Origin of the sequence: Aquimarina sp. I32.4 (assembly GCF_002924285.1) — a bacterium.
In the GTDB taxonomy this organism is placed as follows: Bacteria; Bacteroidota; Bacteroidia; order Flavobacteriales; family Flavobacteriaceae; genus Aquimarina.
This window is the reverse complement of sequence record NZ_PGUB01000024.1, coordinates 26955-51393: the sequence shown is the minus strand read 5'-3', so window position 1 is coordinate 51393 and position 24439 is coordinate 26955. Positions and strand designations below refer to the sequence as shown.

Genomic DNA, 24439 nt, shown 5'->3' with positions numbered 1-24439 from the left:
TATCCGACAGAACGGCAGCTAATATATAGTGCCTAATACTGATCTAGGGAGGGGGTCAGCTTGCTCTAGCGTATCCATACTTGCCAAGGCTGGCTTACTTGATCATAGTGTATCTACTACTTTTCCTGGTGATATCGATACAATGCGTGCCATGTTTCCTGAACTCGATATCAGACATGATCTCTTATTTGTGCATGATAAAAAATATATTACCTCTGCTGGAGGTGCAAAGAGTTTTGAAGCTGCATTGTATTTATGTGAGTACCTATATGGCTCTGAGATCACAAAATCACTTGCCAAAGGATTGGTTATTGATTGGGAGTTAAAAAATATTCCTTATCTAGTTATCAAATAAATTAGTATATAACAAAAGCGCTCCTTATTGGAACGCTTTCTTATATATAGGGTTAAATTACGTACTCTCTTTAGCTCAAGATCTGGGGTCTTTAAGACTAATGTCCTCACACCTAATTCGACCCTGATGTATTCCAAACTAATATTTTAATCCGTATCGTCATACAATCTAAAATGTTAGCTTTGAGACATACACCAAAGTATTATTTCTTATTGTAAATATACTGCAAAAAAACAGTATCAGCAAAAAAAATAACGATAAAAAACATAAATATTCGACGAAATACACAAAATTTTAAGATTTCAATTTAATTTGAAAAGAAATACTTTGATTTACCAAGGTATTTTTTGATCATTCTATTATATTCTTCAGACATTCTTATAGATAAGGTTCCTTCTATGGTATATAATGTATTAAAATCACTGTATCCATTTTCTAATAATTGCTCTAAGTAAAAAAGAACCGTTTCCTTATCTTGATCCGCAGCACTCAATGAGATGACTTCTAGATAGGACGTAAAATCTTTTTTATCAATTATAGTACTTAAAATATTTAGAAGCAATCGTTCTTCTAAACTATTATTAGTAGTAGCTATTACTTTTTTATAGGTATCAACAAGATACTTCATATAGCCTTTGGTTCTATACGCCATATTATAAGCATATTTTTCTTTTTTCTGTTGCAGAGAGTCTAATTCTAAAATTTGATATTTCCACCAACCCAAATTTTCAAACTTTTTTTCTTTTACATCAATATCTAAAGAATATGCATATAGTTCTTTGAGAAAACGTTCTTTCTTAAAATACTTAGTTTGCAACCGTTTCTGACGTTTGTATTCTTTTTCTTTTTTTATTTCTTTTTGTTTTTCTTTGAGATGAGTCGTTTCCATAAACATCCCGTATTTACTACGAATGCGTTCTATTTCATTATAAGCTTCTAAAAACAACCCTGTATCTATATATGATATCACTTGTATCATATCTTTTTGAAAGAGCCCCTTGACCCAAAGTGTGTCTTTTGGCACCCTACCTTTTGCCATTGCCTGAAGAGTAAATGTAGAAAGTGATTTACCTATCAATTTTGAGCGCTGATCTGCTACCGTTTTTTGATATACAAAGACATCTGCGGGTATTGCCTTGTTTTTTAGATATTTTTTATTATTTAAAAAGCTGGAATACCTATAATTATCGGCACTTATAATACCTAGATAAGAAAAGTTCTTTTTAATTTTTATTTCGGGAGTATAGTAATAACTATCATTTATTGCAATTACCCCAAAAACCTCATCAGTATATATTAGAGGAATAAGACTTGCTAGTCTGGCGTCACTCTCCTGCCCTATTAGATATACCCTTCTATCTTGAATAGGAAAAAGAGAAAAAACATGATTCATAAAATCTGAGACATACTTTATCTTTTTTCCTTCTTTTTGATCTTCTAGAAAATTACTTATAGCAACTATATACCCGTGCTCCTCAGCTACTTTTTTATATAACGTCGCAGTTTTACCAGTTTCCCCTGTAGTATCAAACCCTAGAAGTATTGGCCATTTTTTATTCAAATCAAACGATTTAGGTAAATAAATACTAAAACGATTTCCTGTTGAAGGAATAACCAAAGAATCTTTTACAATACCTTTCTTGAGGGTGAGTGTATTTTGACCAGAACTCACTATTGTAAAAAATAGTATGCTAAAAAAAAGGTACTTTTTGAGAGTAAGCACTTGCACAATTCTACAGTTTTATAATTAAGTAGTATAAAAATAACACCACTTGCTATACTTATGCAGTATTTTAATGCTTTTTTTTATTACAGATTTTGCAGTTTTCTTTGCTTTTGGTTTCGCCCACTAATTTCCCTTTGTTATTCATAGTGTAATTACAGCACTCCATATATCCTTTTACGATTAGTTTTCTAGCACGTTGTATCTGAGATTTTACTGTGGATATTGGTAATTGTAGTTGTTCTGCTATTTGTTCCTGCTTATACCCTTTTATATCTGATAAAAATAATGGAACTCTATATTTCTGAGGGAGTGCATTAATTAACCCTGGTAAACAATCTTTCTCAGAGTGCTCAGGCTCTGTATTTATTTCTTCATATGTAGATTCTTCTACAATTTCGATTGCCTGTTGTTTACTTTCTTTAAAAAAATCATAAACCGTATTCCTAGCAATAGTAAACAACCAAGGTTTAATTTTTGATTCGTCTTTTAATGTATCTTTCTTATTGTGGACTTTTATAAAAGTTTCTTGTACCAAATCATCTGTAATATGATCATTCTTGACTTTACTTTTTATAAAAAGCCTAATATCGTCATGATATGTTTCCCAGAAATGTATTGTTTCCATAAAGAAAAAACAAAGAGATTATATCGGTTCGGTGATAGTATGAGATATCATTTTGAATTACTTTGATATCACCGAACCGATACTATAAATTAACAATTAGTACATTCTGTGTTTAAACAATTACCACATTGTCCTTCTGCACAACTTGAACACGTGCAGGTGCATTCTTTATTTTTCATAGTTTTATAAATTTATATATTATATCTATAAGACTGAAAAAGGTATAAAAAGATGCATTTCCTACTTTATAAAAATAAAAAAAGATTCTTTAAATAACGAAAAAAACGCCTGAATTACTCCAGACGTTTTTTATCTTTCCCTCGTACTCTCTTTAGTTTCCCTAACTAATGTCCTCACACAAGATTAAGATGTTTTATACTACAAATATATCAATTCTTATGCCAAAAATTAAATTTCTGCCCCATTCAATTCTTTATTTTTTGTAATTGGATTGTTCTCTATAAGATTAGATAATATAATATGAGTTTTAACCTCACCATATGTTATCAAACGATCTATGAATTCTTGTAGATGTATCTGATCTCTTAATATAACCTCCATAATTATATTTTCGTTTCCTGTAATTCTATAACAATTCATGACCTCTTTAAAATCAGCAACTTTTATTAGAAACGGTTTTAATCTTCCCATAAACGCTCGTAATGTAATCATTGCTTTTAGCTGATACCCTGTTTTTGTATAAGAAACATCTGCCTGATATCCTTTTAAGATACCATAATCTTCCATTTTTTTTATTCTTTCTGCCACAGCAGGAGAACTTAACCCTACTTTTCTACCTATTTCTGCATTAGATAACCGTGCATTTTGTTGTAGGCATTCCAAAATTTCCCAATTGGTCGTATCGATTTTCATGTATTGATTTTTATTGCCTATTTATATTATTTTGAATATCTGTATTTACCATTAATTCATGATTTCATACCATCTACATCTAGGCATTTTATAAGCTAACCACAACACCTTTATTATTAATCAAAAAACAACAATATTAATCAATAATTAAAGCAAATTAGCCATTTAACCTTAAATACTAAAGTACTAATAACAAAAATAGCATTATTTTTGAATTAACAAACCACTATGAGATCAAAGCCTAGAAATAAAAGATTATATAAAAAGGCACTAGAGATATTTACACTTTCTAGAAGCATTTCTAATTATCTTGTTCATGACTTATCCACATTACAACATAATGGTAATGAAAATCCTCATATTTATTTTACTGGTGATATTATAAGGCAATCTGATGCATTGGCTCCTAAAATAATCAAAGCAGAGAATCAAGCATATCAAGATGAGCGTATAAAACAAGCAACCTCTCTTATACATATTACTAATAGGCTATATAAAAATTGTGAGCGCCTAGAACAATCTGAGAGTAACGGAAAGGAGTTTTTAATCTTATTACGCAGAGAGCTTCGTAAATTTAGACGCTTACAGCGTTTATGGATGATGAGTTTATAGATTCTTTACAACAAATAGTCTATAATCTCTTTTATATTGTTTTCTAATTATTCTTTTCAAAAATTACTTTCTTTATTCGAAGTATTTTTTCTTCTAATTTTTTATCAGAAACACCTGCTTCTATTGCCCAGCTATAAAATTCTAATGCTTTTTCTGGCATACTCTTCATCATACACAAATCTCCATAGGTTACAATTCGTGTAGGTGATGGTTGTAGTTGTACAGCTATCTTTGATGATTTTTTATTAAATTCTCCTTTTACATACCCTTTGGTCATTCTACTATCTAAATGCCTAAAACTAGTATCATTTAGTAGCAGTGTCAATCCATCTTGAATTGCAGGAATCAAAACCGTGTAATGATTTTTGTCTTTATAAAAAATAGATTCAAAATCTGACATTTCCTTTTTGTGAGATTCTATAAGGTTTCTAAATTTCTCTATACTTATAGAATGTAAATTATCTTCTTTTGGTCCAGCTTCTGCAAGAAATAACATAGAATTATGTTTCTTATTCTTTTTAAAAAATAAGTTATACTCCTTTACCAAATCACCATTATTCCACCATAAACTAGGGTCTATTGCAATAACACCTTTAAAAAAGGCATCTTCCTGCATAGCATGCAGTGCAAAAAGCCCTCCAAATGAATGTCCAACAAGGTTTACAAAATCATTGGTTCTATATTTTTTTTGTATTTCAGGATGTAGTTCATTTTTTATAAATTTATAAAAAGAATCTGCCCCTCCCATATTCATAGTTTCAGGAATCTTTATTCCATTAAAAAAATGAGTTCCTTTACTTGGCGTTAACTCATACGATCTATCAACTTGATTAATAGCAACAATGATAGATTCTAAAATCATCGGTCTCTTATTATCTGCCAAAAATTGATAGATGGTATGTACCAGATCTTTTCTTTTATTACCATCCAACACATAAATAATTGGGTATTCATAGTTTTTATTCTCTTGAGAATAATATGTTTTTGGCAGATATACTGTATACTCCCGATACTGTTTTAGTTCTTTAGAATATACGCTATCTGCCAACGTCTTTTTACCCCCTTCTTGTCCATACATAGAAAGATTGGTTATTGTCAACAAAAAAATGGAATAGAAAAACATATGTTTTAGAGCTCTCATAAGAGTAATTTTTATATTTAGATTCACTTTATGCATTAGAAAAATCTATTACATTTTGCAAGTTCTACAAAAACGGGCGTGACATTACATTTTTTAATTTAATCGTGGTGATGCTACGCTAAAATTAAGAAAGCATCTCTTTGTTATTGTACTATCAAGCTTTATAACGAAGTTCTAATGTATAAATCGGGTTAGAAAGTAATATTAATCGTACAAATATATTCTTATCTAAGAATATATTTGCAACGTAAAGAGCAGGAATAAAGCCGCAAAAAGTCTCTGTAATACTCTTTAATTTTAAATAGAGTGCGAGTAGAGTTTTTCATTACAAAAAAAGGAATGACAAAAATAACTGATCATTACTTTTGTCATTCCTTGATAAAAAATATAAGGCTTTTCAACCTATAAGTATATTTTACTAGATTATATAGTCTAATTTTTAGATTTTAAATCTTTACATATTTCTACGATACTGCCCCCCTACCTCAAATAAAGCTGCCGTAATCTGACCCAGTGAGCATTTTTTACAAACCTCCATCAGAGCCTCAAAAATATTTTCATTATTGACTGCTCTTTGTTGTAGGTCTTTTAATAAGTCAGTTGTAGTATCAATATTTCCGTTATGCAACTCTTTTAGCATTGTAATCTGATATTGTTTCTCCTCTTCTGTAGCACGAATAACTTCTCCTGGTGTTACTGTAGGAGATCCTTTTGAGCTTAAGAAAGTATTTACTCCTATGATTGGGAACTCTCCTGTATGTTTAAGAGTTTCATAATACAAGCTCTCTTCTTGTATTTTACTACGTTGATACATCGTCTCCATAGCTCCTAGTACTCCACCTCTTTCAGTAATTCTATCAAATTCTGTCAATACAGCTTCTTCTACCAAATCTGTTAACTCTTCTATAATAAAAGATCCTTGAATTGGATTTTCATTTTTTGCCAATCCTAATTCTTTATTAATAATCAGTTGTATTGCCATTGCCCGTCTTACAGACTCTTCTGTTGGCGTAGTAATCGCCTCGTCATACGCATTGGTGTGCAATGAATTACAATTATCATAGATTGCATACAGAGCTTGTAATGTTGTACGAATATCATTAAAATCAATTTCCTGAGCATGTAGTGATCTTCCTGATGTTTGAATATGATATTTCAACATCTGAGCTCTGGAGTTTGCTCCATACTTATTTTTCAAAGCTTTTGCCCATATTTTTCTAGCTACACGTCCTATTACTGCATATTCTGGATCAATTCCGTTAGAAAAGAAAAAGGATAGATTAGGTCCAAATTTATTAATATCCATACCACGACTCAGGTAATACTCTACATAGGTAAAACCATTTGCTAATGTTAATGCCAGTTGTGTAATTGGGTTTGCTCCTGCTTCTGCAATATGGTATCCTGAAATCGATACTGAATAAAAATTACGTACTTGTCTATCGATAAAATATTCTTGTACATCCCCCATTAATCTCAACGCGAATTCTGTAGAGAAAATACAGGTATTTTGTGCCTGATCTTCTTTGAGAATATCTGCTTGTACAGTTCCACGAACTGTATTTAGAGTTTGAGCTTTTATTTGAGTATATACATCTGTTGGCAATACCTGATCCCCAGTAATACCAAGCAGCATCAATCCTAACCCATCATTACCCTCTGGGAGTTCACCTTGATATTCTGGATGCTCTGTTCCTTTATCTTTGTATATTTCTTTAATTTTTGCCTTTACTTCGGCCTCCAAGTCATTTTCTTTTATATACTTCTCACAATTCTGATCAATTGCTGCATTCATAAAGAACCCTAATAACATAGGTGCAGGACCATTGATGGTCATACTTACAGAGGTCATTGCATGCGTAAGATCGAATCCTGAGTATAATTTTTTGGCATCATCTAGGCAACAGATAGATACTCCTGCATTACCTATTTTACCATAAATATCAGGTCTGACATCAGGATCATTACCATATAAAGTTACCGAATCAAAAGCTGTAGATAGCCTTTTTGCAGGCATTCCTAAACTTACATAATGAAAACGGCGATTGGTACGCTCTGGCCCTCCTTCTCCTGCAAACATACGTGTAGGATCTTCCCCTGTACGCTTAAAAGGATATAATCCTGATGCATACGGAAATTCTCCTGGTACGTTTTCTTGTAAACACCATTTGAGGATATCTCCCCAAGCCTGATACTTGGGTAACGCTACTTTTGGAATTTGACTGTGAGACAGGGACTCTGTATGTGTTTCTATTTTTATCTCTTTATCTCTTACCTTAAAAGAATAAATAGGGTCTTTATATTTTTTAACTTTGACAGCCCATCCTGTAATAATTTCCCAATTATAAGGATCAAGATTAAGCTTTACTCTATCAAATTCTGCAAAGAGTAGTTTTAAAAAGTCTGCATTCTCATCATTTTGTTGATGACGGAGTCCTTCTTCATCAATACCATTCTTTGACAGTCCAAGAAAATGCACATTGGCAACACTGCATATAGTTTTATAAATTCCATATAATTTTTGAGCTACCTCTACTTGAGTTTCTGCTGTTTTATCATATGCTCTATTATTTTCTGCAATTTCTGATAGATATCGTGTTCTACTTGGTGGAATCACGAATATCTTTTCAGACATTTCTTTAGAAATATGAAAGTCTGATTCGAGTGCAGCTCCTGTCTTCTCTACAACCTTATCCATGATCGCTTTATATAGCGTATTCATTCCTGGGTCATTAAACTGAGAAGCTATCGTTCCATACACTGGTAATTGGTCTTGTGGAATATCCCATAATTGATGATTACGCATGTATTGTTTTTTTACATCCCGCAATGCATCTAGAGAACCTCGTTTATCAAATTTATTGATCGCTACCAGATCTGCAAAATCCAGCATGTCTATTTTTTCTAATTGTGTTGCTGCTCCAAACTCAGGAGTCATTACATACAATGAGGTATCACTATGCTCAAGAATCTCAGTATCAGACTGCCCTATTCCAGAAGTTTCAAGGATAATCAGATCAAATTCTGCGGCTTTGAGAACTTCTATTGCCTCTGCAACATATTTTGATAGTGCCAAATTAGATTGTCTGGTTGCAAGAGATCGCATATATACTCTAGGAGAATTAATGGCATTCATCCTAATTCTATCTCCTAATAATGCTCCTCCTGTTTTTCGTTTTGATGGATCTACAGAGATCAATCCGATTGTTTTTTCAGGGAAGTCTATCAAAAACCTACGAACTAATTCATCTACCAAAGAAGATTTACCTGCTCCTCCAGTACCCGTAATTCCTAATACTGGTGTTTTTGAAGTTTTATTTTTTTCATGAATTTGATCTAGTGTAGCTTTGGCTATTTCAGGAAAATTCTCTGCGGCAGAAATAACACGTGCAATCGCTCCTATTTCTTTTTCTGCTAAATGATTAACCTCTCCATTAAGTTGGTCACCGATAGGAAAATCTGATCTTTTTACCAAATCATTAATCATTCCTTGTAGTCCTAACTCTCTTCCATCATCAGGAGAATAGATACGTGTAATCCCATACTCCATCAAATCTTTGATTTCTTCTGGTAGGATTACTCCTCCTCCTCCTCCAAATATTTTAATATGAGTTGCTCCTTTTTCTTTTAGCAAATCATACATATATTTAAAATACTCATTGTGTCCTCCTTGATATGATGTCATTGCAATAGCATTAGCATCTTCTTGTATAGCACAGTTTACAACTTCTTCAACACTGCGATCATGTCCTAAATGAATGACTTCGACTCCTGTTGATTGAATAATACGACGCATAATATTGATGGCTGCATCATGCCCATCAAATAATGAAGCTGCAGTAACAATTCTAACTTTATTCTGAGGTATGTAAGGTGCTATTTGTTCCATTGACAATAATAAGTAGTTTTAATGTTGCAAATTTACGAAATATGCATCAAAATGACTATTTTTTTTAGAATTATCTAATCAACAGTGCTTCTTTGATGCTTTCTTTATTTTTCATTCAAATTTAGCACTTATTATCCTTGGTTTTTTAAAAATTACACATCGATTACAGCAATCTATCTCGAATCAATTAAAAAATAGGAATATTTACCTAAAACACTGGAGTTTTAATTCTTCAAATAGTAAGTTTATATTCTAAAACATAGGCTATAATGAAAAAAACAACCTTATTAATTAATTGCCCCGACAAAAAAGGAATCATTGCAACTGTTACCAATTTTATAGTAGCTAAAAAAGGTAATACTATATATATAGAACAACACGTAGATCATGAATTAAAGGAATTCTTTATGCGTCTTGAATGTGAGTTTGATCAAGATGAAGAAAAACTTACTTTATTCAAAGATTCTTTCAACAAACATGTAGCCAAAGATTATCATATGCATTGGGAAATGTACAATACCGAAAAAAAGCCTAAAATGGCTCTTTTTGTGTCTAAATATGATCATTGTCTTTATGATATTTTAGGAAGGCATGCTTCTGGTGAATTAAAAGTAAAAATCCCAATCATCATAAGTAATCACGAAGATTTGAAACCTATTGCTGATGCTTTTAAAATTCCTTTTAAACACATCCCTGTTACAAAAGCAACAAAAGTTGAAGCAGAGACACAGCAATTGAATTTACTAAAAGAATATAAGATTGATTTTATTATTCTGGCTAGATACATGCAAATTCTCTCTTCGAATTTTGTAGATCAGTTTCCTCATAAAATCATAAATATACATCACTCTTTTTTACCAGCATTTCCTGGAGCAAAACCCTATCACTCTGCTTATCAAAGAGGAGTAAAAATCATAGGTGCTACCAGTCATTATGTAACTTCTGATCTAGATGAAGGGCCTATCATCGAACAAGAGGTTGTACGTGTTTCTCATGTACATAATGTACATGACTTTATCTTAAAAGGACGTGACCTAGAAAAAATTGTATTATCACGTGCTATCAAACACCATATAGAGAGAAAGGTACTGGTTTATAATAATAAAACTGTTATTTTTTCATAAAGGAAATATATCTCCTGTATTTGCAAAACGATATCCTTCCTTTTCTAGAGATTGCCTTTCTTGCCCTCCCTTTTTTATTGCTGGGTTTGAATGATTAAAATGAATGAATATTATTTTGTTTTTTATTTCTCTTGGTTCATTTTTGAATAAGGTGATGGTTTCTTCTATAAAGGGATGTGGTACTTCTGCCATTGGTCTAGGGATTTCTCCGTTTTTAAAAAATGTAGCATCAATAAAAGCATAATCTACTTGCTTTACTTCTGCTACAATATTTTTTTTCCAAAGCGACCATTTATTAATATCTGGAATAAATAATGCTTTTTTATGATCACCAATAACTTTATACCCTACTGTTTCTGAAAACTCATCTCTATGAGGTACTAAAAAAGGAGCTACTTGTATTGAGTTGGTCAATCTTATTGCGCTATCTGCCTGTATAGGATTGATCTGTATATTATTTAATGACACTAATTGCGACCAAGGTCCATTATTCTCTAAAAAAGATTGCATTCTAGGCATGGCATAAACAGGAATTCTCTTTGCCCCCATAGCTTCTCTTCCTAGATACATCAACCCTGTATAATGTCCTATATGCGCATGTGTTAAAAAAATCCCATCCACAATCCTATTATTGTGCAAATGATTTTCATCCAAAATTGCTAATTGTTGGGGCATATCTGGTGTTGCTTCAAATATAAATTTTTTATCATTTGTTATATCAATCACCCCCAATGAAGTTACTAACTCTTTATCGCTCTTACCTTCTTTAGTTTCTATAAATTCATCTGTGTTATTTATATGAGGGAACCCTCCGTCTTGCGCAATTCCTAATACCGTTATATATTGATTGGTTTTATTTGATAGAGCGGATTGGTTTTTTATCGATACTTTCTCATTTTTACATGAAATAATTAGAATAGATACTATTAAAAAAATTAAATTTGATTTCATATGTTATTGGTATTAATTTCTAATAACGATTTAAGGGTGCTTATCTCTATTTTGACTAAAATCATCTTAAATTTGTAGCACATTTAATTACAATCTCAAATCTAACAAGAAATCATGAAAAAAATTTTTATTGTACTTACTGCTTTTTTATTATTTAGCTGTGCAGAACTTCAACAGGTAGTCAATAGTCTTCCGCAAACAACAACAGGTGGTGGTTTTGGAATAAGTAATATTGATATCGCTAACGGACTGAGACAAGCACTAGACAAAGGTATTGATAAACAGGTAGCAAAACTTACTTTGAAAGATGGTTTTTATAGAAATCAACTAGTAAAAATATTACTCCCTCAAGAATTACAAAAAGTAGATAAAACTTTACGAGACATTGGACTAGGTAGCCTTGCAGATGAGGGATTAAAGGCTATTAACCGTGCCGCAGAAGATGCAGTAAAAGAAGCTACTCCTATTTTTGTAAATGCAGTAAAACAAATCACTTTTGCTGATGCTAAACAAATTCTTTTGGGTAAAGATGATTCTGCTACGAGATACCTTACTGGTAAGACTCAAAGTCAACTTTATCAAAAATTTAACCCAGTTATAAATAAATCTTTTTCTAAAGTAGGTGCAGATAAAATCTGGTCAAATATTATCACAAAATACAACACCATACCTTTTACAAAAAAAATTAACCCTGATCTAACTGATTATGTAACTCAACAAGCCCTAAAAGGAGTATATACTATGATTGCTGTAGAGGAAAAAGATATCAGAACAAAGTTTAGCTCTAGAACAACAGATTTATTGAGAAAAGTATTTGCATTACAAGACTAATATCAAAGTATCATCTATCAAAGTATCATCTATCAAATACCATATGTCATTCAATAATTGAATCGATACAATATAATCTCATAAAAAACACGATAAGCACCTAAAAACTAATCTATAAGTTATATTTATCACAATTTTAAATTATGTTAACTAGCCATTAAGATACTCTCTTTCTATTATCCTGTACCTTTGTATTATAAATGATAAGAGATAAAAAATGTTAGCTTGGTTAAAACATAAAACTGAATTGGAAAAGTTACAGCATACCTACTGTAAATTAATGAAGAGTTCGTATAAACTGGCACTTACCGATAAGGATAAAAGTGATTTACTACATCAAGAGGCTGACAAGATTTTGATTCAAATAAAAAAAATTGAAGGGCAGTCAGCCTAAACAAAATTGTAAATCAAATTTGCTTAATAAATGCAATTGACTCTTTATTGAATATTTCTGGTTGTTCTACATTTACAACATGTCCTGAATCTTCAACAATAAACAATTCTGATAATTCGTGATCTGCCACTACCTTTTGTACCGAAGGTAGAAAAAGATAATCCTCTTTTCCCATCATATACAAAGTAGGGATACAAATATCCTTTGCTCTAAAAAAACGTAATAATGGATTAATTTCTGAAGTTAATTTAAACCACCTTACAAATTCTTTTTGATATAGTTTTCTTGCTTCATTTGCAAAAAGAAGCCTAGACTCTTTATGATTTTTTCTAGGCATAATAATAAAAGCAAAGAATTTATACAAAATCATATAAGGAATCACAGATTTGAACACTGTACCTAATCGCATCAAAATTTGTGATCTCAAGTTCAATTTCATAATTGCTCCTCCCATAATCATACTACACACTCGATCAGGATGTCTTTCTGCCAAATTTCTTATCAGTATGGTTCCCAAAGAAATTCCTATAAAATGAGATTTTTGTATTCCTTCTTTATCAATAACTTCTAAAATGTCATCTGTTATTGTATCAAAAGTATACTTAGGATTAAATGCTTCTTTAAGAACAGGTTTTGAATTACCATGCCCTCTGAGGTCTAATAAAAGTACATTAAAATGCTTTCTAAATTCTCTAACTTGTCTATACCAGATAGAAGAACTACCTCCTGCTCCATGAACAAAAGTTACCCATGATGTACTTTCTGGGTGGTTATATACTGTATAATTAAGCAATAGTTTGTAGTTTATGAATTTACATCAAAAATATACAGTTATTTTTATATCAAACCTATTTATAGAAATATTTATACAAAAATTACTAAATACCTAGAAGTTAATGAAGCGTTTTAAAATAAGAAAAAGCATTTACCAAACGTGATCCGTACCAAGAAAAATACTCTCCATCTACCAAAATGACTTCTGCATTAGTCATATTTCTCAACTCTTTCAAGTGTTTTTCAGAAAAAGGATATGGTTCTGATGATAACAGTATTAAATCTACATTTTTGATTAGTATAAGTTCTTTTTCTGTAATTTCAGGATACCTACTTTTATTCCCAAAAACATTAACAAACCCATTCATTTTGAGTATATAGTCTACAAAAGTATCTTTACCAGCCACCATCCAAGGTTTTTTCCAGATAAAGTATGCGACTCTTTTTTGAGGCTTGTTATCAATAAACGTGTCAAAAGATACTTTTTCTGATTTGATCCTAGTTATCAATACTGTCGCTTCTGTTTGCTTATCAAAAATCTCCCCGTATTGTTTGATCATATCTAAAGCTTCGGGTAGAGAAAAAATATCTGAAACATGTACTGGATATTCTTTTTGTAGGCAAGCTACAATTTCTTTAGTGTTTTCTTCTTTATTGCAAAGTATGATATCAGGGTTTAATTTTTTGATCGTATCATAATTGATATTTTTGGTCCCTCCAACTATAACTTTTTCGTTTCTTATTGTAGCTGGATGCACACAAAACTTAGTGACACCAACAATACAATCAGACAATCCCAAATCTACTAATAATTCAGTCTGCGAAGGAACTAATGAAACAATCCTGGTTGGAATTCTAGAAAGAACAACTTCTCTATTTAATTGATCTTTATATATCATGAAACAAAACTATTATTATCTTCTTAACAAGAAAAACAAACAACATACTAAAAATTAGCAAGTTACCCTAGGTTTTTCTTCAAAAAATTCTTATATTACATATAGTTACTTACTAATTTAAAACATGGGGCTATGAATTCAGTATTACTAAATGTTGCCATTTATGGAATAATGGCATTTTTCGTTATTTTCATCGCATATGGTCTTTATGGATATGCAAGACAAGTATTTAACGCTAATAGACGTTAATTTACATTCTTTTGAAAATAAAAAAAGGAACAAGAATTATAAAACTTGTTCCTTTTTTTTATTTTCTTTCTTCCAGAATCTCTTTCATTTGTTTTTGCAACTCTAATGCTTTATCTGCAGCAGCCTTTGCATACTCTTTATCATTTGAAGCATATATAATACCTCTAGATGAATTAATAAGCAACCCTACCTGATCATTTAATCCATATTTACACACATCTTGTAAATTTCCTCCTTGTGCTCCTACTCCTGGAACCAATAAAAAACTATCTGGTACAATTTTTCTTATTTCAGAAAAATATTCGGTCTTAGTAGCACCAACTACATACATCAGGTTTTTAGAATTCTTATATGATTTTGATATTTCTAATACCTGCTTATACAACTCTTTTCCTTCTGTCTCTTTTGTCTGAAAATCGAAAGCTCCTTGATTAGAAGTCAATGCAAGAAGTATTGTATGTTTATCATCAAAAGCCAAAAATGGTTCTACAGAATCTTTTCCCATATATGGTGCAATAGTAACAGAATCAAACGCTAAATCTTCAAAAAAAGCTTTAGCATACATTGTACTTGTATTACCTATATCTCCTCGCTTGGCATCTGCAATGGTAAATACCTCTGGATAATTTGTATTCAAATACTTAATTGTTTTTTCTAGAGATTTCCACCCTTTGATTCCATATGCTTCATAAAAAGCTGTATTGGGTTTATATGCTACTGCCAGATGATGTGTACTATCTATAATAGCTTTATTAAACTCAAAAATCGGATCTTCTTCTTCTAATAGGTGTTTTGGGATTTTAGCTAAATCTACATCCAAACCAATACATAAAAACGATTGTTTTTTATGTATTTGTGCTACTAGTTCTTGAGTCGTCATAATTTATTAGTCAATTTTTTATTAAAATTATTCTTTACCATCTACATAGTCTTGTAAATAGCTATATCTCTCTGTTAGTTTTCCTGCTTGAGTCATTCTTGCTCTTTCAAGAATCCCATCTTTGTCATTATTAAAAAAGGCAGGAATTACATATTCTAAAAACATTTCTCCAAACCCTTCACTTGCATCTTTTGGCAATTCACATGGCAAATTGTCAACCGCCATCACCACAATAGCATTTGATTTTTTGAAATCAATCTCTGTTTCTGTATTTGGATCATACCCATAAATTGGGTTGGTAATTGTAGAGGAACGAATTGTGCTTGCAACTGGCCCATCAACATCACAAGATATATCTGCAACCAACTTGATTTTAAAATCTTTATGTCTGGCATCTCCTCTTGTAAAGAGATAAGGCGCTCCATCTCCAAAAAAGTGTCCCGCAATATACATATCACTCACTTTTGCAAATTTCATAAAATCTCCTACATACTCCTTTGCATTGGTATAAAAATCTGCATTATCAATAACACGTCCATCTTTACGTTTATTATAATCCAAAACATCTAATTGCACATAAACAGGCTCATCAAAAGTAGTATTCAAATATTCAGACACAGATACCTCTTTGATTTGCATAGTATCTAATATTTCTTTAGCTCCGCTTCCTACTTTACCATTGCCAGTAAGTACTATCTTTATATTGGGTAATTTGATTTTTGATAATGTTACTTCCAAAGCTTCTTGGTTATTCAACGTTTCTGCTTTTGGCAATACAAAAGTATCATGCTTTAGTCCCAATGCTCTAAAACCATTATAAGTACCGACAATCCCAGCGTATCGCCCAAAACCAATTAATCTAAACCCCTCCTTATTAATAATCACTTCATGATCATACAATTCTATATTCTTATCAAGAATTGCACTAAGTAAATCTCTATTATAAGTTTGTTTTTTAATGGTATGCGAAAAGAAAAAGTATTTTTTATTAGGTATCAATGTATCAATAGGCACTTCTTTTACTCCAAGTAATACATCACAACTTGATAAATCATCAGAAATTTTGAACCCTGCATTATGATATTCATTGTCATCAAAAACTCTAACATCAGAAGGTTCTATTACAAAAGAAGCCTTAGAAAAATTATTAATCACTGATTTTAAACCTTCTGGCGAAAACACTACCCGACGATCTGGCGGGTTTTTTCGCTCTTTGATAACACCGAATTTGGTCATATGAATTGGTATAAATTTTGTATTAAAAAACGGGAGTAAAGATATGATAATTATGATTATATTTGTTGCCCGAGAGTTTTTTTGGTCAAATTGGAAATAGTTTTTCTATTCATCAAATAAGAATAATCAAATTTCGGAAAAACACTACTGGGGTCGACTGGTTTTGACAGCGAGATTAATGTGGTGGTAAGCACGCCGAGCTATGAAATTAATGCTCGTTAATATCTATTTTACCTTTTTAAACGGCGAGAATAACTACGCCCTAGCTGCATAATCTGAATTTTAGTAGGATAATGCCTCGGTTCACAAGGTGAACAAGCAGGATACTCTTCAAAAGCCTTGGTTTATGGCGTTTGGTTTTGAGTATCGTAAAAGTAAACCTAGAGATTATAGTGTCTTGATATAATTTCGAATTTAATTGAGAATAAGCTGTGCGTTGGTAGTTTTTGACCGGCAATCAGACGAAAATATAAACAAAAACTAAGCGCGTAGAAAGCTATTGTATTACTTGTTTGGACGAGGGTTCGAATCCCTCCGACTCCACTAGGAATTAACCAAATTCCTTCAAAAGCCTATAAACATTATGTTTATGGGCTTTTTACATTTTATTTACTATCAGATAAAATCATATAATATCAAATAAAAAGTGCGGTATTCGGTGCGTATTTTTGAAAGATAATTTACGCACCGAATTCTATTTTAGATACTGTTAATTAACACTTTACAGATAAATCATATTTTTATTTTTTATACCTTTAAAAGGAATAAAAACCACGCACCGATGCAAAATTCATTCTCTGTCCTTTTTTACCCAAGAGGAAATGATGTAGATAAAGATGGGAAGACCTCTATTTATCTAAGAATAACCGTAAATGGTAAAAGAAGCGAAGTAAGCATTAAACGTAAAGTACTGCTCAGAAAATGGAACTCTGATGCAGGTAAAATGAGAGGTACAACATCTGATATACGTGAGTTGAATAGATATATGGATCACATTCGACATAAGATTCATCAGATTTATGAAAGGCTCTCTAAAGAAGAAGCTCTGATTACAGCAGAAATTATTAAAAACATATATCTAGGAAGAAGTGCTAAACGTAGAATGCTTCTGAAAATTTTCAGCGAACACAATCACAAAGTTGATAGACTGATAGGAAAAGATTTTGCATCCGGAACTGCTACACGTTATAAAACTGCCAGAAAGCATATTGAAAATTACTTGAAATCTCAGTATAACTTGGAAGACATTCCGGTAAAAGAAGTCGATTTCAAATTTATCAAAGGATTCGAATATTATCTAAAGACCGAGAGAAATTGTAGCCATAATACGGCAATGAAGTACATCACTAACTTCAAAAAGATAATTCGCATTGCTCACGCCAACGATTGGATTGAGAAAGATCCTTTTCTTCATTGGAAAGCAAAACTAAAGATCGTGGAGCGTGAATTCCTAACGAAGGAAGAAATTCAGACAATGACCGAGAAAGCTTTACACACTAAAAGATTAGATCAAGTCAAAGATATTTTTCTTTTTTGCTGCTTTACGGGACTTGCCTATGCTGATGTAAAAAAGCTTTCCAGTAGTGATTTGGTTTTAGGAATTGATGGTGAAACTTGGATCAAAATCAATCGTACCAAAACAAATACTCGTAGCAGTATACCCATCCTTCCCACTGCTAAAATGATTATAGATAAATATAAAAACCATTCTGATATAAATGATACCGAAAAATTACTACCGGTTCTTAGCAATCAGAAAATGAATGCCTACCTTAAAGAAATTGCTGATCTCTGCAGTATTCAAAAAAACCTAACGTTCCATTTAGCTAGACATACCTTTGCTACTACTGTTACACTCTCTAACGGAGTTCCTATTGAGTCTGTAAGTAAGATGCTTGGTCATAACTCCTTAAGAACGACACAGCACTATGCTAAAATTCTGGATCAAAAAATAAGTGAGGATATGCAAGCTTTAAAGGCTAAAATGAATATTTTTTCAAAAAAGAAAGATGAAAAGGCATCTTAATATAACTACCTTTTTTATTCTCCTCTTATTTTTTTCAAATAGTCAGAAAATTTAATCTTTTCTTTTTTATAAAATGCCTGAGATAAAGCTTCGGTTGTATTAAAACCAACTTCTTTAGCAATAGCTCTCTGTGTATAATTTAGAAATTTTTTATCCCTATTTAATCTTTCTATGATGTAGTTGATTTTTAATTCATTTATATATTCCGTAAAGGTTTTTTCTTTGTAAAGATTAACCACATTAGAAAGATATTTTGAGTTCGTATTGAATTTTTTGGCTAAACTGATAGTTGTAGTTTTCACCTTTAAATACCCTTCTTTATCTTCAAATTGTTTGAGGTTATTAAGAATTCCAGCTACTATATCCTGTGGTATTTCAAATTTATTATTATTTGAGGTTGTGCTTTTCTTTTCTCTGATTTCCGCAAGGATACTTGCTTCTTGTTTAGCCTGATATACAAAGTCAAAAATATAAACAGTCATCATAATGATAAATCCAAAATTAACTACCGGTTGCTCGATACTCTGATAATCCCCAAAAGCTACAATGACAGGCATAAGAGATAAAGTAAACAATCCTAGATACCCTGAAACTACTCTGTACTTATAATATTTAGATTTTGAAGCGCTTGGATTTTTATAAATCCTTATCAACTCATTGCCTATTTGATACACAAAGACGAAAGAAATCATCAATGGGATTGAAATAAAAATCTTTCTGGAAAGCGATAAATTACCCGAAATATAATACGGTACAATGAATAGTAATACAAACGCTGTGATCAAAACAAAAAATAGTGTTCTAACATCGAAATATTTAAAAGGATAAATATCAAACTCTTTGTATATATAATATATGAAATAGACAACTACTATGATTCCAACCAAATAGGCAATAATATTCTGTAAAAACACATTTAACGTAAATTGTTCATCCGGATAAATGCCAGAAAAAAAGTTGTAAAAGATATACGTAATAATGAGAATTAAAAATCGTAATCGGGAGCTATCTTTAGGTCTTGATAAATAAAATAATAATTGCGCAAATAAGACTAAGGTTTGGAATACCAGAATCACAAAAGTCGATAAGTGCATTTCGGTAGCGAACATTCAATTACTCTTTTTAAGTACGTATAAATTGTAGCCAAGATCAATGGTTTCAATAATTTCAAAACCAAACCTTTGATACCATCTTAAATTAGAAACCACCGAAGTTTCTAAATAAACAGGCTTATCATTATAGGATTCTAACACTTTATCTAATAACTCACTTCCTGTACCCTTATTTTGATACTCCGGATCCACCCCGATATACCATAAATGATAAAATGATTCTTTCGGATGATTCTTTTTTAAAAGTTTCTCCCTTTTCATAACAGCATTCACCCTTTGTATTCCAATAACCATAAGCACAAGTTTGGCATCCCAAATCGCGGATGACCATGTTGTTTTTTTCTTAAATGGAAAAAGAAGTATACAAGCTGCATTTTGATCTTTAGAAATAAAAACTTTTCCAAACTCCATCCCTTGATAAATAGAATATTCAATCAATAGTCTTAGTCGCTTCTTTCTTTTCTTATCTTGCTTGACAACATAGTTTACAGAGTTATTTTGATCAAAGGATTTTGATATAATATCCACTATTCTTTGTTTGTCCATAATAGTAGCCAATCTCATTACTAAAATGAATTAAAAGTTAAAACCAAATATTGTAGGGGTAAGTAATAAAAACGTGTGTTAGGAATTAGCACGTTGTGAAATCTAAGAACGTAAGTTTTTTTGATCAATGCAAATTTTATGACCATTTTCCAGAAAACAGGTTACTATTTTCGCGAAAATCGATATAAAACTCTTGCATTTCTATTTATAATTTATTTCTTTTAGCTACCTGTCTATACCTGTCTATACCTGTCTATACCTGTCTATGTATTAATTCAAAACAGATTTCCTATAATTCTGTACTAATCGACCAACATATTCTAGACGTCAATTTAATTCGTAAGATTATGTTCTATGAAAACATACTAAGTTCATTCCAAGAAAAATTAAATGAAATATTGAGTGTTCAGGACCGAAATTTTGTTGTCCAGGCAGATTTGGGAATACGGCATTGTCAAAAAACACTGTATGCACTTAAGAAAAAGTTAGGGAATATCAATTTTCAAGATTCAGCAGAGGAAATCCACTTTTTCAAGAACATCAAGGTAGAACCTATGCGGTATCTCATATATTTCCTAGAGATTCGTTTGTGTGAAGTAAAAGTCCCTGTAGTCCAAGAAAGGTATCAATTAAAATCCCTTAAAAAAGAAACACAGCGAATTAATGAATTCTTTGCGAAACATCAGGAATTAGTTTTATATATGAATTTAAGGTATGATCACTACGATCTCCAATATTTTACAAGAGCATATCAACATACATTTTGCCTTACTAATTCGTACTCTTACTTAACAGATCAAATATTCAATACTTCTCACGATGTGTTATGGGCAAAGATCAAAGGGTATATATTATACGCAAAATATCTAAACCAAAAAATAGCTGCGCTAAAACTTGATCATCATAATTTATGTTCAGAGCCTTCGACAAACTATGTTCTGGAATGGACTTCTAGTAAAGCTGCAGCTGTGGAACTAATATATGCTATTTACAGTAGCCATATTATTCATCAGAAATATGGAATCAAGGATATCGCAGAAGTATTTGAACATATCTTTAATATAGATCTTGGAGACTATTATCATATCTATTCTGAGATTCGTTCCAGAAAAGTTAATCGTACTAAACTCATAGATTCACTAAAAGAGAGCCTAGTTAAAAAGATGGACGAAAGTGATGAGTAAAACCCACCTTGGGTTCATCAGGTGATTTGGTTTTTTATATTGATCAAAACATCATTCCCAATATATTCTAGTTCTTTTTGATAGATTTCTTATATACGCTACACGTTTATTTCATAAAAATAAATTTTTCCCAACTTGGGACTACCTTGTGAATAAATCCTATCAAATCAATTCAAATTTGTAAAACGAAAATCAAATCCTGATAGGAGCTATCAATTTAGTTGACAGCAAGTTGCTAGCTCCTATCTTTTAAATCGTTTTACTATGCCGACAAGTATTATAACTACAGACGATCTTCGGGAGTTCAAATTGGAACTACTTGATGACATCAAAGAACTATTGACCCACCTAACCAATAGTAATCTAAAGAAATACCTCAAATCATCAGAGGTAATGGATTTACTCCAAGTTAGTCCCGGAACATTACAGAACCTTAGAATTAACGGGACATTACCGTATACTAAAGTAGGTGGCATTATTTACTATGCTGCTGATGAAATACAAAAGGTAATGTCAGAAAATCGCATTCATAACAAATTTGATTAAAGATGTATGAACTACATAAAACATCTCAACGGCGTATTCCAACAGTTTGCTAAAGATTCTCGATTAAATCCTACGCATATCAGCCTGTATATGGCTTTGTTTCAGTATTGGAACATCAATCGATTTCCAAAAGTATTCTTTATTAATCGAGAAGAAGTTATGAAGATGTCCAAGATCGGTTCTAAAGCTACCTATCACCGATGTCTAAAAGATTTAAGCAACTGGAAATACATCCATTATATGCCATCTCATAACCCCTATAAAGGAAGCAAGATCAAGATGCTCATATTTGATACTACTGCTGATCAAGTCCTAAACAAGATTGAAACAATCGCAGAACATGTAGTAGTACCTAATACAAACACTAACAAACCTATATCAAACAATAATAAAACTAAGCTACCAAAAAATGAAATTGAAGTCATTAAATTTTTCAAAACCAAGGAATGGCCAGCTGTAGAAGGATTGAAATTTTTCAATCACTATCAAGCTATAGGCTGGAAATTAGGTGGCAAAGCAAAAATCGTGGATTGGCAAGCTAGTGCTAGCAACTGGATGCTGAAAGCAAAAGAACTCGAAACGGTAAAACAACCGTCTCAAATCAAGGATAACTTGCGAACTACTAAAAATAAAGATTATGGTCAACCCCTCTAAAATAACCGAAGGTGGTGTGGAATATTCACTAGGAAAGTTTGATGGAAAAAGCGTGATATATGATTTTCCAAAGATTATTACATACCTCAATGCGAAAGGGAAATTGCTTTTTGGAGATACTTTTAAAATCTATGATGATGACCATAGCACTGTCCTGAGACTCTGTAATTATTTTATAAAAGATAAAACCAATTGCGCGGCGCAAGGCATTGACCCAAACAAAGGTATTCTACTCTCAGGACCCGTAGGCTGTGGTAAAACAAGTTTAATGCGCTTGCTTCAACATCTTGTGCCACATCATAGAGCATACTCAATGATTCCATCCCGGAATATTGTTTTTGGTTTTAACCACATAGGCTATAAAATCATTGAAGATTATGGAAATGGTCAATTTTTCTGCTTTGATGATTTGGGTATAGAACCCATAGGTAGGCACTACGGAAAAGATTGCAATGTTATGGGAGAAATATTGCTTTCTCGCCACGAGCTTTTCTTAAAAAATAAAATTAAAACCCACGCCACAACCAACTTAAATGCTGAAGAATTAGAAGACCTCTACGGCAACCGAGTTCGTAGTCGCATGCGTGAATTGTTCAACCTCATTGCATTTCCTAAAAATGCCAGTGATAAACGTAAATAATTATGAAAATAGCAACTTATAATATTCAGAATTTATTTCATAGAGATAAAAGCTTGATTGAAAAATCAATTGGAAAATGTATGACTGATTGGATCAAGGAATTAGATACCTTGATGAGAAAATCTTCTAGCTCTAGTAAGGAACAAGATCGTATCCGGGAACTATCATTCCTAATAGGTTTTGAAAAAACAAGCCCCAGACCTTATGCGGTACTTAGGCGCAAAGCAGGATTTCTGTATATGAAAGGTGTGCATCACTCTACTGAAACCAAAGCTAGCCATCTAACAGATTGGAACGGTTGGATAGAATTACAAACGCTACCTGTAAGACCAACCGCTACTGATAATAAAGCACAAGTAATCGCCGACGTAAATGCGGATATTCTACTCTTACACGAAGTGGAAGACAGAGCTTCACTAGAAGAGTTTAATCAAGACGTTTTACCTAAGTTTGATTGTGAACCCTATGCGCAAAGCTTCGTAATCCAGAGTAATGATATGAGGGGATTAGAAACCGCTATTCTACTTCGTGAAGGTTATGTGCTTAAAACTATCAAAACACATCTTATTGGTGGTTATAGCGACGACTTTCAGCATCTTATTGAATATGAAATTATCACACCAACTTCGGAAAAATTATGGGTACTAGGCATTTATTTGGCAATACAAGATGCAGATGAAAAAACCAACGATGTGATACGAAAGAGCCAAATGATTAACATTGCCAAAATATACGAATCACTCATTGCTGAAGGTAAAACCAATATCATTATTACCGGAACATTTAATGCGCCTTCTTATTGTAATTCGTTATCGCCATTACTTCAAGAAACCAATACCAAAGACATTACAAAACATCTCTCGTTTGAGGTAGATTGTGATGAAGGTGATGATGCAAGTTACTTCCGATTAGGCGCGTACAGATTGGGAGTAAATATTAAGCAGAAAGATTATATGTTATTATCTCCAGATTTGTTTAAACGTATGATCGATAGTGGGCTTAACCGCAAAGCGGTCTATCCCAACAAACGACCACAATGGGCAGTTTATAAATCTGTAGTAAATAAGAATGTTGCTGCTAGTGAGCATCCTTTGGTTTGGGGGAAGATTGAGGTTTAATAAACCATCTGTTTAATCTTTTTTCAATCCTATAATTGGAAGATCTAATCAAAA

The 24439-nt window shown here is 32.0% G+C and carries 22 protein-coding genes, 1 other RNA gene and 1 pseudogene; 12 read left to right on the top strand and 12 right to left on the bottom strand.

All coding sequences use genetic code 11. The features are described 5' to 3' along the window. Positions 1-55: 55 nt before the first annotated feature. Positions 56-355: pseudogene (locus CVD18_RS07595) on the top strand (glutamine amidotransferase); the annotation flags it as partial. 307 nt (positions 356-662) lie between these two features. Here the strand turns inward: CVD18_RS07595 and CVD18_RS07590 are convergent. The 3 genes from CVD18_RS07590 to CVD18_RS07580 all read right to left on the bottom strand — a co-directional run bounded on the left by CVD18_RS07590 (position 663) and on the right by CVD18_RS07580 (position 3579). Next, positions 663-2084: a hypothetical protein gene (locus CVD18_RS07590; RefSeq protein ID WP_146052729.1), complete on the bottom strand. Its 1422-nt coding sequence runs from the start codon at positions 2082-2084 to the stop codon at positions 663-665. Positions 2085-2148: 64 nt separating this feature from the next. After that, a complete protein-coding gene (locus CVD18_RS07585) occupies positions 2149-2706 on the bottom strand; it encodes a sigma-70 family RNA polymerase sigma factor (RefSeq protein WP_103864843.1) in 558 nt (185 codons plus the stop codon). Between the two features lie 408 nt (positions 2707-3114). Then, on the bottom strand, positions 3115-3579 hold the full coding sequence (locus CVD18_RS07580; RefSeq protein ID WP_103864842.1) for an Lrp/AsnC family transcriptional regulator: 465 nt from the start codon (positions 3577-3579) through the stop codon (positions 3115-3117). 228 nt (positions 3580-3807) lie between these two features. On the opposite strand from CVD18_RS07580, the gene CVD18_RS07575 reads away from it, so the two are divergent. Further along, positions 3808-4191 (top strand): hypothetical protein, encoded by a 384-nt coding sequence (locus CVD18_RS07575; protein ID WP_103864841.1) that lies wholly within the window; start codon positions 3808-3810, stop codon positions 4189-4191. Between the two features lie 43 nt (positions 4192-4234). Here CVD18_RS07575 and CVD18_RS07570 read toward each other — a convergent pair whose 3' ends face one another. Then, positions 4235-5332: an alpha/beta hydrolase gene (locus CVD18_RS07570; protein WP_158250410.1), complete on the bottom strand. Its 1098-nt coding sequence runs from the start codon at positions 5330-5332 to the stop codon at positions 4235-4237. Between the two features lie 454 nt (positions 5333-5786). Beyond that, positions 5787-9221, bottom strand: coding sequence for a methylmalonyl-CoA mutase family protein (locus CVD18_RS07565; protein ID WP_103864839.1), 3435 nt, complete (start codon positions 9219-9221; stop codon positions 5787-5789). A gap of 269 nt (positions 9222-9490) precedes the next feature. Between CVD18_RS07565 and purU the strand changes: the two genes are divergently transcribed. After that, on the top strand, positions 9491-10345 hold the full coding sequence (gene purU, locus CVD18_RS07560; RefSeq protein ID WP_103864838.1) for a formyltetrahydrofolate deformylase: 855 nt from the start codon (positions 9491-9493) through the stop codon (positions 10343-10345). Here the strand turns inward: purU and CVD18_RS07555 are convergent. Beyond that, positions 10340-11296 carry an MBL fold metallo-hydrolase gene (locus CVD18_RS07555; protein WP_103864837.1) on the bottom strand — a complete coding sequence of 319 codons (957 nt, stop codon included), beginning with the start codon at positions 11294-11296 and terminating at the stop codon, positions 10340-10342. The genes purU and CVD18_RS07555 overlap by 6 nt on opposite strands. Before the next feature lie 114 nt (positions 11297-11410). Between CVD18_RS07555 and CVD18_RS07550 the strand changes: the two genes are divergently transcribed. Both CVD18_RS07550 and CVD18_RS07545 read left to right on the top strand, forming a co-directional pair. Continuing rightward, a complete protein-coding gene (locus CVD18_RS07550) occupies positions 11411-12127 on the top strand; it encodes a DUF4197 domain-containing protein (protein WP_103864836.1) in 717 nt (238 codons plus the stop codon). Between the two features lie 217 nt (positions 12128-12344). Beyond that, complete coding sequence (locus CVD18_RS07545) at positions 12345-12521, top strand: Lacal_2735 family protein (protein WP_103864835.1); 177 nt, start codon at positions 12345-12347, stop codon at positions 12519-12521. A 13-nt stretch (positions 12522-12534) separates the two neighbouring features. On the opposite strand, the gene CVD18_RS07540 is transcribed toward CVD18_RS07545, so the two are convergent. From CVD18_RS07540 to CVD18_RS07525, 4 genes are all read right to left on the bottom strand, one after another. Then, positions 12535-13314, bottom strand: coding sequence for an alpha/beta fold hydrolase (locus CVD18_RS07540; RefSeq protein ID WP_103864834.1), 780 nt, complete (start codon positions 13312-13314; stop codon positions 12535-12537). A gap of 100 nt (positions 13315-13414) precedes the next feature. Continuing rightward, a complete protein-coding gene (locus tag CVD18_RS07535; protein ID WP_103864833.1) occupies positions 13415-14194 on the bottom strand; it encodes an ABC transporter substrate-binding protein in 780 nt (259 codons plus the stop codon). Between the two features lie 307 nt (positions 14195-14501). Beyond that, positions 14502-15323, bottom strand: a complete 822-nt coding sequence (gene pyrF / locus CVD18_RS07530) for an orotidine-5'-phosphate decarboxylase (protein WP_103864832.1) — start codon at positions 15321-15323, stop codon at positions 14502-14504. Positions 15324-15350: 27 nt separating this feature from the next. Then, positions 15351-16559 (bottom strand): NAD(P)-dependent oxidoreductase, encoded by a 1209-nt coding sequence (locus tag CVD18_RS07525; RefSeq protein WP_103864831.1) that lies wholly within the window; start codon positions 16557-16559, stop codon positions 15351-15353. A gap of 149 nt (positions 16560-16708) precedes the next feature. Here CVD18_RS07525 and ssrA point away from each other — a divergent pair. Both ssrA and CVD18_RS07515 read left to right on the top strand, forming a co-directional pair. Then, positions 16709-17105: a transfer-messenger RNA gene (gene ssrA / locus CVD18_RS07520) on the top strand. Positions 17106-17340: 235 nt separating this feature from the next. Then, positions 17341-18585: a site-specific integrase gene (locus tag CVD18_RS07515; RefSeq protein WP_103864830.1), complete on the top strand. Its 1245-nt coding sequence runs from the start codon at positions 17341-17343 to the stop codon at positions 18583-18585. Positions 18586-18599: 14 nt separating this feature from the next. Here CVD18_RS07515 and CVD18_RS22335 read toward each other — a convergent pair whose 3' ends face one another. Further along, the gene (locus CVD18_RS22335) at positions 18600-19694 is read right to left on the bottom strand and encodes a helix-turn-helix domain-containing protein (protein WP_146052728.1); all 1095 of its coding nucleotides are present in this window, start codon (positions 19692-19694) and stop codon (positions 18600-18602) included. After that, positions 19695-20261 carry an N-acetyltransferase gene (locus CVD18_RS07505; RefSeq protein WP_103864828.1) on the bottom strand — a complete coding sequence of 189 codons (567 nt, stop codon included), beginning with the start codon at positions 20259-20261 and terminating at the stop codon, positions 19695-19697. Positions 20262-20590: 329 nt separating this feature from the next. On the opposite strand from CVD18_RS07505, the gene CVD18_RS07500 reads away from it, so the two are divergent. From CVD18_RS07500 to CVD18_RS07480, 5 genes are all read left to right on the top strand, one after another. Next, positions 20591-21427 carry an RteC domain-containing protein gene (locus tag CVD18_RS07500; protein WP_103864827.1) on the top strand — a complete coding sequence of 279 codons (837 nt, stop codon included), beginning with the start codon at positions 20591-20593 and terminating at the stop codon, positions 21425-21427. Positions 21428-21691: 264 nt separating this feature from the next. After that, the gene (locus tag CVD18_RS07495; protein ID WP_103864826.1) at positions 21692-21973 is read left to right on the top strand and encodes a helix-turn-helix domain-containing protein; all 282 of its coding nucleotides are present in this window, start codon (positions 21692-21694) and stop codon (positions 21971-21973) included. Positions 21974-22063: 90 nt separating this feature from the next. Next, positions 22064-22627, top strand: a complete 564-nt coding sequence (locus tag CVD18_RS07490; RefSeq protein WP_369858589.1) for a hypothetical protein — start codon at positions 22064-22066, stop codon at positions 22625-22627. Beyond that, positions 22611-23267 (top strand): ATPase, encoded by a 657-nt coding sequence (locus CVD18_RS07485; protein ID WP_103864824.1) that lies wholly within the window; start codon positions 22611-22613, stop codon positions 23265-23267. The genes CVD18_RS07490 and CVD18_RS07485 overlap by 17 nt, the downstream gene beginning before the upstream one ends. 239 nt (positions 23268-23506) lie before the next feature. Then, positions 23507-24385, top strand: a complete 879-nt coding sequence (locus CVD18_RS07480; RefSeq protein WP_146052727.1) for an endonuclease/exonuclease/phosphatase family protein — start codon at positions 23507-23509, stop codon at positions 24383-24385. Positions 24386-24439: the final 54 nt, after the last annotated feature.

Coding starts and splice junctions, on each gene's coding strand:
- CVD18_RS07585 (WP_103864843.1), bottom strand. CDS start 2,706: ATGGAAACAATACATTTCTGGGAAACATATCATGACGATATTAGGCTT.
- CVD18_RS07580 (WP_103864842.1), bottom strand. CDS start 3,579: ATGAAAATCGATACGACCAATTGGGAAATTTTGGAATGCCTACAACAA.
- CVD18_RS07575 (WP_103864841.1), top strand. CDS start 3,808: ATGAGATCAAAGCCTAGAAATAAAAGATTATATAAAAAGGCACTAGAG.
- CVD18_RS07570 (WP_158250410.1), bottom strand. CDS start 5,332: ATGAGAGCTCTAAAACATATGTTTTTCTATTCCATTTTTTTGTTGACA.
- CVD18_RS07565 (WP_103864839.1), bottom strand. CDS start 9,221: ATGGAACAAATAGCACCTTACATACCTCAGAATAAAGTTAGAATTGTT.
- purU (WP_103864838.1), top strand. CDS start 9,491: ATGAAAAAAACAACCTTATTAATTAATTGCCCCGACAAAAAAGGAATC.
- CVD18_RS07555 (WP_103864837.1), bottom strand. CDS start 11,296: ATGAAATCAAATTTAATTTTTTTAATAGTATCTATTCTAATTATTTCA.
- CVD18_RS07550 (WP_103864836.1), top strand. CDS start 11,411: ATGAAAAAAATTTTTATTGTACTTACTGCTTTTTTATTATTTAGCTGT.
- CVD18_RS07545 (WP_103864835.1), top strand. CDS start 12,345: ATGTTAGCTTGGTTAAAACATAAAACTGAATTGGAAAAGTTACAGCAT.
- CVD18_RS07535 (WP_103864833.1), bottom strand. CDS start 14,194: ATGATATATAAAGATCAATTAAATAGAGAAGTTGTTCTTTCTAGAATT.
- pyrF (WP_103864832.1), bottom strand. CDS start 15,323: ATGACGACTCAAGAACTAGTAGCACAAATACATAAAAAACAATCGTTT.
- CVD18_RS07525 (WP_103864831.1), bottom strand. CDS start 16,559: ATGACCAAATTCGGTGTTATCAAAGAGCGAAAAAACCCGCCAGATCGT.
- CVD18_RS07515 (WP_103864830.1), top strand. CDS start 17,341: ATGCAAAATTCATTCTCTGTCCTTTTTTACCCAAGAGGAAATGATGTA.
- CVD18_RS22335 (WP_146052728.1), bottom strand. CDS start 19,694: ATGTTCGCTACCGAAATGCACTTATCGACTTTTGTGATTCTGGTATTC.
- CVD18_RS07505 (WP_103864828.1), bottom strand. CDS start 20,261: ATGAGATTGGCTACTATTATGGACAAACAAAGAATAGTGGATATTATA.
- CVD18_RS07500 (WP_103864827.1), top strand. CDS start 20,591: ATGTTCTATGAAAACATACTAAGTTCATTCCAAGAAAAATTAAATGAA.
- CVD18_RS07495 (WP_103864826.1), top strand. CDS start 21,692: ATGCCGACAAGTATTATAACTACAGACGATCTTCGGGAGTTCAAATTG.
- CVD18_RS07490 (WP_369858589.1), top strand. CDS start 22,064: ATGGCTTTGTTTCAGTATTGGAACATCAATCGATTTCCAAAAGTATTC.
- CVD18_RS07485 (WP_103864824.1), top strand. CDS start 22,611: ATGGTCAACCCCTCTAAAATAACCGAAGGTGGTGTGGAATATTCACTA.
- CVD18_RS07480 (WP_146052727.1), top strand. CDS start 23,507: ATGAAAGGTGTGCATCACTCTACTGAAACCAAAGCTAGCCATCTAACA.